At 70.4% G+C, this 12,002-nt stretch carries 6 protein-coding genes; 3 read left to right on the top strand and 3 right to left on the bottom strand.

Going from position 1 to position 12,002, the window contains the following annotated elements; all coding sequences use genetic code 11:
* Positions 1-67: 67 nt before the first annotated feature.
* From ACTWPW_RS43800 to ACTWPW_RS43790, 3 genes are all read right to left on the bottom strand, one after another.
* Positions 68-709 (bottom strand): hypothetical protein, encoded by a 642-nt coding sequence (locus ACTWPW_RS43800; RefSeq protein ID WP_443172197.1) that lies wholly within the window; start codon positions 707-709, stop codon positions 68-70.
* 110 nt (positions 710-819) lie between these two features.
* Positions 820-6,024, bottom strand: a complete 5,205-nt coding sequence (locus ACTWPW_RS43795) for a ThuA domain-containing protein (protein ID WP_443172196.1) — start codon at positions 6,022-6,024, stop codon at positions 820-822.
* Positions 6,025-6,233: 209 nt separating this feature from the next.
* Positions 6,234-7,511: an ROK family transcriptional regulator gene (locus ACTWPW_RS43790; protein WP_375108082.1), complete on the bottom strand. Its 1,278-nt coding sequence runs from the start codon at positions 7,509-7,511 to the stop codon at positions 6,234-6,236.
* 242 nt (positions 7,512-7,753) lie between these two features.
* Between ACTWPW_RS43790 and ACTWPW_RS43785 the strand changes: the two genes are divergently transcribed.
* The 3 genes from ACTWPW_RS43785 to ACTWPW_RS43775 all read left to right on the top strand — a co-directional run bounded on the left by ACTWPW_RS43785 (position 7,754) and on the right by ACTWPW_RS43775 (position 11,990).
* A complete protein-coding gene (locus tag ACTWPW_RS43785) occupies positions 7,754-9,094 on the top strand; it encodes an ROK family protein (protein WP_375108081.1) in 1,341 nt (446 codons plus the stop codon).
* Positions 9,095-9,590: 496 nt separating this feature from the next.
* The gene (locus tag ACTWPW_RS43780) at positions 9,591-10,661 is read left to right on the top strand and encodes an ABC transporter substrate-binding protein (protein ID WP_443172195.1); all 1,071 of its coding nucleotides are present in this window, start codon (positions 9,591-9,593) and stop codon (positions 10,659-10,661) included.
* A gap of 321 nt (positions 10,662-10,982) precedes the next feature.
* On the top strand, positions 10,983-11,990 hold the full coding sequence (locus tag ACTWPW_RS43775; protein WP_375108079.1) for a sugar phosphate isomerase/epimerase family protein: 1,008 nt from the start codon (positions 10,983-10,985) through the stop codon (positions 11,988-11,990).
* The last annotated feature ends 12 nt before the right edge of the window (positions 11,991-12,002 follow it).

Raw genomic sequence — 12,002 nt, 5'->3', positions numbered from 1 at the left:
CGGGGCCTGTTCCAGGCCGGCACAGGCCCCGGCCGCCCACAGCGTGCGATGGCGTCCTGCCTCCGGTTCAGGACTGGTTGAACAGCGAAAGCGTCAGTGTCGAGTGGTACTCGCCGGCGGCGACGTCGGCGGGAGTGCGCAGCGCGAGGTCGGCGTTGACCTGCCAGGTGCCGATCTCGTCGGCGGAGTTCGCCGTCGACACCAGCAGTTCCTGGCCCTGCAGACCGACGGTGGGCGCTCCGGAGCCGTCGGAGATGACACTGGAGACGGGCTCACCGGCCTCCACCGCCCCGGTGGAGGAGTCGCTCAGCAGGCGCGGCCGCCAGCCCAGATACTGCGGGCCGATGGGCGGCGCGGAACCGCTCGTCGCGGTGAACTCGCTGGCCTGGCCGACGACCGCCCAGAAGTCACCGGCGGGGATCTCCTCGGGACGGCGGCTGTCGGTCACCGTGACCGTCGGCAGGGTGCCGACGAACTGGCGGGCGGCGGCGTTGGAGCCGTCCTCCTGCAGGGACACCCCGCCGTTGTCGGCGACGGTCATGGACACCTGACCGGGAGTGGTGTTGGGCTCGATCGTCACCGACACGTCGATGCCCTTCTCGGGGTCGTCGTCCGCCACCGCGGGACCGGCCACGCCGGCGCCGACGCCGGCGAGCGCGACACCGAGCACCGCCGCGGCGAGCAGTTGCGTAGTCCTGTTGATCTTCATGTCTTCGCTCCATTGATGGGGGGCGGGGCCGGCCGGCTGATCGGCCGGCCGGCCCCGGTTCTGCTGGGGCGGTGTCCCGGTCGCCTGGACCGTGGTCACCGCCGGCGCGGTCAGCCGCAGCTGAGCGCCGGGTAGGCGGCCTCGTACGACGAGGTGACCTGCTCGCCGCCGATCGTCGCGGTCCCCTTCACGGTCGCCGTGCCCGCGTCGATCTGCCCGGCCCGGCTGTTGAAGGACTGGTACGCCTGCTTGCCCGGGGCCACGCCGGCCACGGTCTTCGAACCGAACGGGGTGGTCAGCGTCACCGTCGCCGGCACGTCGGAGCCGTTGACGGCCGTGACCGCCACGTACGCCGAGGTGCCGATGCAGCGGGACGAGGCGGAGACCGTCAGCTTGACCTGCGACGAGGACGCCGAGATGGTCAGCGTCAGCGTCTTGGCCTCCTCGACGTTGCCCGCCTTGTCGGCCGAGCGGTAGCGCAGCTCGTGCTGCCCGTCGCCGGTCACGGTGACCGGTCCGGTGTAGGCGGTCCAGCCGCCGCCGTCGAGCTGGTACTCGGTCTTGTCGACCCCGCTGCCGCCGTCCTCGTCGGCGGCCGTCAGCGTGACCGAGACCGGACCGGTGAACGTGCCGCCCGCCGGCGGCTGCTCCGGATCGGTCGTCGCCGTCGTCACCGGCGCGGTCTCATCCTCGCCCGACGCTCCCTTGGTCAGGTGGAAGTAGTCGAACGTGACCGTCTTCGACGCCGACTGGTTGGTGCCGATGGCGTACACGCCGGCCTTGGCGCCGGTGGCCACCGCGCTGTTCTCCACCGGCGCGGCGAGATCCGTCCAGGTCTGGCCGTCGGAGGAGTAGGAGCCGGTGAAGGTGCCGCCCTCCTTCTTCAGCCGCAGCCACCACACGCCGGTGGTGAGGTTGTTCACCTGCGGCTGCGGGTTCTGCACGGTGCCGCCGACCTCGCTGCGCAGTTCGATGCTCCGCGCCACCGTCGACCCCGCGGAGTTGGTGGTGAGGAAGTCGAGCTTCACGTAGTCGTCGTCGCCGGCGTACACCATCAGGCCGCCCTGCTGGTACTGCTCGCTGAGGGCCGAGGCGTCCACCTTGGTCTCCAGCGTCCAGTCGCCGCTCGGCGCCTTCTGCAGGATGAGGTTCTTCGGGTCGCTGTTGCCGGTCCCGTAGATGTCACCCTGCGGGGTGTCCAGCTCGAGCTTGCCGCCGCTCACGCGCGCCGCCGTGGCGTCGGGGCGCACGATCGCGTTCCAGCGGCAGGCGTCGAGCGCGGTGCCGTCGAACTCGTCGTCCGGTGCCGGCCCGGTCGCCTTGTCGTCCGGCGTGATGTGGAACCAGTCGAAGGACGCGTCCACCACCGGGTGATCGGCCCCGGCCAGCGAGAGCAGGCCGATCCTCGGGTTGGTGATCCCGGCGAGCGACTTGGTCTGCGGCATCGCGGTGAACGTGGTGCCGTCCGAGGAGTAGTGGGCGGTGATGTCGCCGCCGTCGCTGACGAACCGCACGTACACCGTGTCGGGGTAGGAGTCCCCGAGGTTGGCCGTGTTGCTCTGCGACACCTCGTTCGGGGCGGCGTTCTCCTCCCGGATGAACTGGAAGATACGGCTGGCGTGGTTGGAACCCGAGGTCGAGCGCGCCTGCAGCACCATCTTGGCGTAGTTGTCGTCGTCGCCGTAGATGATCAGGCCCGCCTGCTGGTACGCGTCACGCGCGTCCAGCGTGAGCTTGGCGGTGGCGGTCCAGGCCCCCGACGGCGCCGGCTGCACCACGATGTTCGGCGTGTTGCCGCCCGTGCCGTAGATGTCGGTGGTCGAGGTCGGGATCACGAGCTTGCCGTCCGCGACCTTGAGGTCCTGGTTCTCCCGGATGACCGACCAGCGGTCACGGTCGAGCTGGTTCCCCGGGAAGTCGTCGGAGCGGCCGGTGAAGCACACCGTGGCCGGCGCGTCCACCTTGATCGGGACCTGGGCGGTGGCCGACGCGCCCTTGTCGTCGGACACGGTCACCACGGCCGTGTAGGTGCCCGGCGCGGTGTAGGTGTGGCTCGCCTCGGCGGTGGTGGGCTCCGGCGCACCGTTCACCCCGAAGTTCCACTTGTAGGTGATCGGGTCGCCTTCGGGGTCGGTGGCCGTCGCCTTGAGGTCGACCTTCAGCGGGGCTACGCCCGTCGCCGGGGTCGCCGTCGCGGTCACGACCGGATGCTGGTTGTCCGTGGCGCCCTTGCCGACGAAGTCGACCCAGTTGAAGTTGGCCAGGTAGGCGTTGTCGGCCGCAGTCGCCGGCTTGCGCACCACGAAGTACAGCGGTCCGCTCTCGGTCGGTGCGCCGGTCAGGTCGAGTGTGACGTCGGTGAACGTCTGCCAGCCGCCGGTGGGCGTCACGTCGACCGAGCCGATCAGCGTTCCGGTCGCCGGGTTGCCCGCCCGGACCTGCACGGTCCCGCCGGCGCCGCCCGAGGAGGCCCGGAGCCGGATCGCGGTGACGTTCGACAGGTTCACCGGGTCGAACGACCACCAGTCGCCGTCCTGGACGAACGCGACGTGCTGGTTGCCGCCCTGGGTGTCGCTCGTGGTCTCCGCCTGGACGCCCGCGGTGTCGGTGCCCTTGCCGTCGGCCACCCGGCCGGTCTGCGAGAAGTGCTCGGCCTGCTTGCGCTTGGGCTCCAGGAGGACCTGGCCCCGCCCGGTCAGCGGCTTGGCGCCGCCCGCGCCCTCGTCGGTGTAGCTGGCCTCGATGGCGTAGAAGAGGTTGTCGTACTCGCCGTGGCCCGCCTGCTGGGTCTGCAGCACGCCCTCACAGCCCTTGAGCTGGTCGAGCGGGTGGCCGTGGCTGTCGTGGCCGAGGATCGCCTGGATCTGGACCTTGTCGCAGTCGATCGTGGCGTCCTCGGGGTCGGTGACGGTGACCTTGAACTTCACCTGGTCGCCGAACTCGAAGAAGGCGCCGTTCGGCGGGACGTCCACCGAAACGGTGGGACGGGTGTTGCCCGCGCTGATCGACACGCTGGCGGTGGCGGTCTTGCCGTCGGGGTTCGTGACGGTCAGGACCACGCTGTAGTCGCCCCCCTCCTCATAGGTGAAGGAGGGATCGGGGTCGGTGGAGTCGGTGTCACCGTCGCCGTCGAGGTCCCACGCGTAGGTGAGCGTCTTGCTGTCGGGGTCCCGGCTGCCCTCGCTGGAGAACGTGACGGCCAGCGGCAGCGGCCCGTCCGTCTTGTCCGCCGTGGCGCGGGCGATCGGCGGGCGGGTGCCCTTGGTGTACTCGATGCGGTAGATGCCGGAGTCGGCGTTGTCGCCGCCGAAGCCGGAGCCCCACTCGACCATGTACAGCGCGCCGTCGGGGCCGAACTTCATGTCCATCGGCTTCTTGAACGTCAGGGAGCCGAGGATCGGGTTCATCTCGACGAGCTTGGTGCCGGTCTCGTCGACCTGGAACGACCACACCTTGTCGTTGTTCCACTCACCGAAGACCGCCTTGCCGTCCCAGTACGCCGGCCACTTCACGTCCGACTGCAGGTTCGGGTCGGAGCGGAAGACCGGGCCGCCCATCGGCGCGCCACCGCTCAGCTCCGGGAAGTTCTGCGGGTCGGCCGCGTAGTGGTACCAGATCGTCGCGGGCACCACCGGCGGCAGGCCGGCCAGGCCGTCGTTGTTCGGGGAGTCGTTGACCGGCGCGGCACAGTTGAACGGCGAGCCCGACTGCTTGGTGGCGAAGTTGTAGTCGACGTACGGGGTGTTGTTGCCGACGCAGTACGGCCAGCCGTAGTTGCCCGGCTTCGAGACGAGGTTCCACTCGACCGTGTTCTGCGGACCCCGGGTGGAGCTCGCCGAGTTGGCGTCGGGGCCGTACTCGCCGAGCATGATGTGGCCCGTCTTGGGGTCGAGACCCATGCGGAACGGGTTGCGCAGGCCCATGCCGTAGATCTCCGGCTTGGTCTTCGCCGTGCCCGGCGCGAACAGGTTTCCGGCCGGGATGGTGTAGGTGCCGTCGGCCTCGGGGTGGATCCGCAGCAGCTTGCCGCTCAGGCTGTTGGTGTTGCCCGCGGTGCGCTGGGCGTCCCAGCTGGAGCGGCCCGACTGCTCGTCGATCGGCGTGTAGCCGTCGGAGGCGAACGGGTTGGTGTTGTCGCCCGTGGCCAGCCACAGATCGCCGGTCTTGGGGTCGATCACCATGCCGCCGCCGTGGTGGCAGCACTCGGCCCGCTGCACCGGGACGTCGAGGATCCTCTTCTCGCTCGTCAGGTCCAGCGTGTCACCGGTGACGGTGAACCTGCTCAGCCGGTCGACGTTCGTCCCGGTGGGCGAGTAGTAGAGGTACACCCAGTGGTTGGAGTCGAAGGCGGGGTCGAGCGCCAGCCCGAGCAGGCCGCTCTCGTTGGCGGTGAAGACGCTCAGCTTCGCCGCCGTCACCGTGCCGCCGGCCGGCTTGATGATCTTGACTTCGCCGAGCCGGTCGATGTAGAAGACCCGGCCGTCCTTGGCGACGTCCACCATCATCGGGTTCGAGGTGTTGTCGTCGAGCGTGACCTTCTCGAAGCTGGAGCTCTGCGAGGCCGAGCAGTCGGCCTTGACCGCGCCGGCGGCGGTCTGGATGCCGCCGAGCAGCAGCTTCAGGAAGTTGGGCTCGCTGTAGTTCTCCTTGAGGTGGCCGAGCCCGGTGTACCACGAACGGCCGCCGTCGTAGTCCTGACACCACGTGTTCGGGTGGTCGGCGCCCATCGTGGCGCCCGTGTAGGACTTCTCGTCCATCGAGGTCAGCACGTGGACCGTGCCACGCGGGTTCGCCTGGTAGTCGTACCACTCGTCGGTACGGGTCCAGGTCGTCGGCAGGTCCTTGGTCGACGGGTGCGCCGGGTCCTCGACCTTGACCGTGGCCTGCTGGATCGCCGGGTGCTGCTTGAAGTACGCCCCGACCAGCTTGCCGTACCAGGCCCAGTTGTACCCGCTGTCGGCGGCGGCGTGGACGCCGACGAAGCCGCCGCCACCCTGGATGTAGCGCTGGAAGGCGTCCTTCTGGTCCTGCGTGCCCAGCGGGTCGCCGGTCGTGGACATGAAGACCACGGCCTGGTACTGCGCCAGGTTCTGGTCCGTGAACAGCGCGCTGTCCTCGGTGGTGTCGACCGCGAAGTTGTTCTCCTGGCCGAGTTTCTGCACGGCCGCGATGCCCTCGGGGATCGAGTCGTGCCGGAAGCCGGTCGTCTTCGAGAAGACGAGCACCTTGAACGCGGGCTCCGCCGCCGTGGCGGCCTCGGCGCTCACGGGCGCCGCGAGGAGCGTGATGAAGGGGGCGATGATGGCTAAGGCCATCGTCGTCGCGATTCGACGCCTCGGGCGTCGTCCGCGTGCTGGCAGGGCCGCGTTGAGCAGCCTGGCCCACGTTCGATGACGTGGTGACATGGAAACCCTTCCTGACCGGGGGGACGTCAGGCAAGGCGCGCGCCGCCGCGCTGTTGCCACTTGGTGGTAGCGGATGTTGCGGGTGCTGGAGGGTGCCGTCTCCAGGTTTGTGGGGGCCGTCAGTAAGGTGCCGGCCTGGGTGGCGAATCCATGATCGTCGTCGGGTCGTCGATGATGTCGCTGACCACCATGCTCGCGGCGCCGCGGGAGGCGGCGCCGAAGCCGAGCGTGGAGGCGACGAATCGGCACTGGGCGGCGGGAGCGGCCACCATGAGCCGTTGCAGCTGGTCCTGCGCGTGGGGCAGCAGCCACTCGGCCAGCGAGGCGAAGTAGCCGCCGATGACGATCACTCGCGGGTTGAACAGGTTGGCCAGGATCGAGCCGCCGAGCCCGAGCCACTCGCCGACCTGTGCCACCGCCGTCGTCATCCGCTGGTCGCCGGAGGCCAGGCCCCTGGCGATGTCGGCCACCCTTTCGCCGGGGTCGGGCACCGGCATGCCGGGCAGCCCGTACGCCTGCTCCGGCATGGCCGCCCGTACGAGCGCGGCCAGGCCGACCTTGGTCTCCCAGCAGCCGATGCGGCCACAGCCGCACTGGGTGCCGTGCGGGTCCACCTGCAGATGCCCGACCTCACCGGAGAATCCGTCCGCTCCGCGCAGGAGCTCGCCGCCCAGGATGATTCCCCCGCCGACGCCGACCTCGCCCGTGAGGTACACCAGGTAGGGCGTGCCGGCGGCGACGCCGGAGGTGAACTCGGCCAGCGCGGCGAGGTTCGCGTCGTTGTCCACCCGGACCGGCACGCGCAGCGGGCCGAGCACGGAGCTCAGCTGGTCGGCCAGGGGCAGCTCGTGCCAGTAGAGGTTCGGCGCGAGCGTCACGACGCCGCGGGCCACGTCCACGAGCCCGGGGACGGCCACCGCGATGCCGGCGGGGGCCGCTCCGGCCCGCCGCATCGCCTCCACGGCCTCCTTGGCCACGAGCCCGAGCCGGCGGACGGAGCTGTCCGGGCCGCTGCCCATGGCGTCGTAGACGACCCGGCGCTCGACCAGGACCCGGCCGCTGAGGTCGGTGCCGTGGACCGCGATGTAGTCGACGTTGATCTCCATGCCCAGGGCGCCGACGTGCGCCCCGTGCAGCGCCACCGCCCGTCTGGGACGCCCGACCGCCCCCACGTGCTCGACGCCGACCTCGCGTACCAGGCGCCGTTCCAGGAGCTCGGCCATGAGGTTGGAGACGGTGGCCCGATGCAGCCCGGTCGCCTCGGCGACGTCGGCGCGGGACAGGGACGTGTGCTCGCGCAGTTCGCGCAGCACCAGAGACAGGTTCGCCCGGCGCAGCGCGGCGGGACCCGCCGGCGGAGCGCCGCCCGGAGCGCGGTTGGGCGGCTTGTACGTCATGCGCACCACCTGCCCCTTTGTTTGTCTCCGAGATCAATTAATCGGAGTTGTAACACGCGAATGTCCGGCCGTGCACCCCTCACATTCGTAACGAGTTGGCATCGCTGATCTCCGTGCACTTCAGCGGCCATTCCCGGGCCAGTTACCGGAACGTTACCGAAATTGCAACCGATTTCAGCCTTGTGTCCTCAGAAGCCGCCCCCTTTAATTCGGCTAGCCATCCGCACTAATCGAGGAGGAGCGTGGACCACGACCGGGCCGACGGCCACGCGACCGACTCGGCGAGTCGCGGCGGACCCGCGGGAGCCCCCGCGGACCAGGCCACCGTGCGCCGCTCCAACCTCGCCCTCGTGCTGCGTCACGTGAGCGCGTGCGGCCCGTGCTCCCGGTCGGCCGTCGCCGTCGCGACCGGGTTGAACAAGGCCACCGTCACCAGCCTGGTGAACGAGCTGCAGGCGCGCGGACTGGTCAAGGAGATGGGGCCGCAGTACGCGGGCTCCGTCGGCCGCCCGGGTGTCGCGCTCGGCCTGGACGGCTCCCGGGTCGGCGCCCTGGGCGTGGAGGTCAACGTCGACTACATCGCCGCGATCGCCACCGACCTGGCCGGAAGAGTGCTCATCGACCGGCGCATCGGCTTCGACGCCATGGGTTCCGGCCCCGGACGCTCACTGGACGAGCTGGCCCGCATGGTCGAGAGGACCGTCGCCGACCTCGACCGGCTCGGGGTCACGCCGGCCGGGATCACCGTGGCCGTCCCCGGCCTGATCGACACCACCACCGGCACCGTCGTCGTCGCCCCGAACCTCGGCTGGCGCGGGGTGGCGGTGGCCGAGCGGCTGTCGCAAGCGGACATCGCGGGGGACATCCCCATCGCGGTGGACAACGACGCCAACCTCGCCGCCCTGGCCGAGTACACCTCGGGCGTCGCGGCGGGCACCTCCGACCTGGTCTGCCTCACCGGCGAGGTGGGCGTCGGGGGCGGCGTCATCTCCGGCGGCCGGCTCCTGGGCGGGGCGGACGGCTTCGCGGGAGAGGTCGGCCACGTCATGATCGATCCGTCCGGCGAGCGGTGCCGGTGCGGCCGCGTCGGCTGCTGGGAGACCAAGGTCGGGCTGGCCGCGCTGGTCCGCATGGCCACGCCCGACCGCGCGTACGGCACGGGCCCGCAGGTCGTCCGCGACCCGGAGGAGCGCCTGGCCGAGATCGAGCAGCGGCGAGCCGAAGGAGATCCCCGCGTCGACGCCGCCGTCGCGGAGGTCGGCCGGTGGCTCGGGATCGGAGCGGCCATGCTGATCAACCTCTTCAACCCGCGGGTGATCGTGCTGGGCGGCTACTTCGCCCGGCTCGCCGACCCGCTCATCCCCGCGGCGCGGCGGGAGCTCGCCCGCATGGGCATGAGCGACGCCGTCGAGCGCTGCCGGTTCGCCGCCTCCGACCTGGGCTTCGGCGCCGCCTCACGCGGAGCGGCCGGAGTCGTCGTCGAACGAGCGCTGTCCGACCCCACCAGCATCTCCATCCGAATGTCTCCGGCCATCGGGGTGATCGAGGGAACCCCGACGGCCTGGTCGCCCCACTCACCCTGACCCGCGCGCCCGCCACGCGGTCCCGACCCGCCCCTGAACAGCCCGCCCCTGACCGCCCCGTCCGCCTGACCGTTCCGTTCCGTACCGGCTCGGCACATTCCGCGTGCCGCGGCCATGGCGTATGCCGTCGAGCGGACGGGCACCGCCGTGCCCTTACCCTGCCGTGCCTTCTCTGACCAGCGCCTTTCCACCTCAGTGCCTTTTCCACCCAGCGCCCTTTCCATCCAGTGCCCTTTTCCGCCCAGAACGTCCCGCCCGCCTGATCGGCCGTCCGAGCCGCACCGGCACCGTTGACGCCGACCTCGGTGCTGCCGCGGTGGTGCCAACCGGCGCCATCAGGCGGGCGGGGCACGGCCACACCGAACCGAGGGAGGCCCGTGTGCCGCGGTCACCGTCCGACGTCCGCGCTAGCGGGCGGTTCGGGTGAAGCCTCAAGACACACCCCTGACACCAGAGCCGGACCGTCACCCTTCCGGCTTCAGCAAGGAGAGAACAGATGGACAAGAACGTCGCCCGGCGCGGCTTCCTCTTCAGCGGCGCCGCCCTCGGCGCGGGCGCCCTGGTCAGCGCGTGCACCAGCAACGAGCCGGCCGCCACCCCGCAGGCGGCGCAGGCGAGCGGGCCGGCCGCCGCTCCCTCGGCGAGCAGCGGCAACGACACCCCCGGTGAGAAGGTCGTCATCGGCTTCTCGGCCCCGGCCGCCGACCACGGCTGGATCGCCGCCATCAGCAAGAACGCGGCGGACGCGGCCAAGCAGTACACCGACGTCGAGTTCAAGCCGGTCGAGCCGACCAACGACATCAACCAGCAGATCTCGGCGGTGGAGTCGCTGATCCAGGCGAAGGTCAACGTGCTGGTGATCCTGCCGAACGACGGCCAGCAGCTCAACCAGGTCGCCCGGCAGGCCATGGACGCGGGCATCCCGGTGGTCAACGTGGACCGCATCTTCCCGGACAAGCTGTCGTACCGGGCCTGGATCGGGGGAGACAACTACGGCATGGGTGTGGCCGCCGGCCACCACGTCGGCAAGACGCTGAAGGACAAGGGCGTCTCCAACCCGGTCATCCTGGAGATCCAGGGCATCGCCACGCTGCCGCTGACCCAGGACCGCAGCAAGGGCTTCGCCGACGCCTTGAAGACGTACGGTTTCACCGTGACCGCGCAACAGGACGCCAAGTTCACGGTGGAGTCCGGCACGCAGGTGGCCAGCAACCTGCTGCAGGCGCACAAGAAGATCGACGCGATCTGGAACCATGACGACGACCAGGGCATCGGCGTGCTGGCCGCGATCAAGGAGGCCGGCCGGAACGAGTTCTTCATGGTCGGCGGCGCGGGCTCGGCCAACGCGATGCGTGACATCCAGGCCGACAGCGGCGTGCTGAAGGCCACCGTCACCTACCCTCCGACCATGGCCGCCTCGGCGATCAAGATCGCCCGGCTGATCGCCCAGGGCAAGGGCATGAGCGACCTGCTGGAGCAGCAGGTCCCGCAGTCGATCACGCTGGCCTCGGAGACCATCACCAAGGACAACGCCGCCCAGTACCTGCCCCTCGGGTTCGAGTCTTGAGACCCGTCATCGGGATCGGCACGGTCGGCTACTCGTTCACGGGCCGGCCCCGTTCCCAGACGTGGCGCAGCATGGTCGCCCAGCGCCGAGCACGGATTCCGGCGGGTGCAGGTCACCGAGCCGGCCACCCGTACGCCGGGGCGCGGTGGCCGCCGGGTCACGGCCTCGGTTACGAGCACGCCTTCGTCCATGAGATGAAGGACTTCGGAGACGATCGCCGCCGGCACCGACCCCGCTCCGTCCTTCGAGGGCGGTCCGCGGGCGCCGGCGGCCGTCGAGCAGAGCGCGGCTGAGCAGCCGCTTCACGACTGTGGAGGATTCATGACGAGACCGGTCACGTTGTTCACGGGGCAGTGGGCGGACCTTCCGTTCGAGGAGGTCTGCCGGCTGGCTTCCGAATGGGGCTACGACGGCCTGGAGATCGCCTGCTGGGGCGACCACTTCGAGGTCGACAAGGCCATCGCGGACGACTCCTACATCGAACGCAAGAAGGAGACCCTGGCCAAGTACAACCTCGGGGTGTGGACGATCTCCAACCACCTGGTCGGCCAGGCGGTCTGCGACCACCCCATCGACGAGCGGCACAAGGGCATCCTGCCCGCCCGCATCTGGGGCGACGGCGAGCCCGAAGGCGTACGGCAGCGCGCCGCCGAAGAGATCAAGGACACCGCCCGGGCGGCGGCCGCGCTCGGCGTCACGACCGTCGTCGGCTTCACCGGCTCCTCGATCTGGCACACGCTGGCGATGTTCCCGCCGGTGCCGCCGTCGATGATCGAGGCGGGGTACGCCGACTTCGCCGACCGCTGGAACCCGATCCTCGACGTCTTCGACGAGGTGGGCGTGCGCTTCGCCCACGAGGTGCACCCCAGCGAGATCGCCTACGACTACCACACCACGGTGCGCACGCTGGAGGCCATCGGGCACCGGCCGGCCTTCGGCCTGAACTGGGACCCCTCGCACATGGTGTGGCAGGACCTGGACCCGGCGAACTTCATCCTCGACTTCGCCGACCGGATCTACCACGTGGACTGCAAGGACGCCCGGGTGGCCACCCGCGACGGGCGGCGCGGCCGCCTGTCCTCCCACCTGGCCTGGGCCGACCCCCGGCGCGGCTGGGACTTCGTGTCCACCGGCCGGGGCGACGTGCCGTGGGAGGCGTGCTTCCGGGCGCTCAACCACATCGGCTACGACGGCCCCATCTCCATCGAGTGGGAGGACGCGGGCATGGACCGGCTGCACGGCGCGCCGGAATCCCTCGCCTACATCCGCTCGCTCAACGCCATCACCCCGCCTGCCGCCGCCTTCGACGCCGCCTTCTCCTCCGAGTAACCCGTCACGCTC

The sequence above is a fragment of the Nonomuraea sp. KM90 genome (assembly GCF_052246675.1).
In the GTDB taxonomy this organism is placed as follows: Bacteria; Actinomycetota; Actinomycetes; order Streptosporangiales; family Streptosporangiaceae; genus Nonomuraea.
Note: the sequence above shows the minus strand (reverse complement) of the source record. Positions and strands in the feature narration are given on the sequence as shown.

Excerpts from the sequence above, each read along its gene's own strand:
- ACTWPW_RS43795 (WP_443172196.1), bottom strand. The coding sequence starts at position 6,024 with ATGGCCTTAGCCATCATCGCCCCCTTCATCACGCTCCTCGCGGCGCCC.
- ACTWPW_RS43800 (WP_443172197.1), bottom strand. The coding sequence starts at position 709 with ATGAAGATCAACAGGACTACGCAACTGCTCGCCGCGGCGGTGCTCGGT.
- ACTWPW_RS43780 (WP_443172195.1), top strand. The coding sequence starts at position 9,591 with ATGGACAAGAACGTCGCCCGGCGCGGCTTCCTCTTCAGCGGCGCCGCC.
- ACTWPW_RS43790 (WP_375108082.1), bottom strand. The coding sequence starts at position 7,511 with ATGACGTACAAGCCGCCCAACCGCGCTCCGGGCGGCGCTCCGCCGGCG.
- ACTWPW_RS43775 (WP_375108079.1), top strand. The coding sequence starts at position 10,983 with ATGACGAGACCGGTCACGTTGTTCACGGGGCAGTGGGCGGACCTTCCG.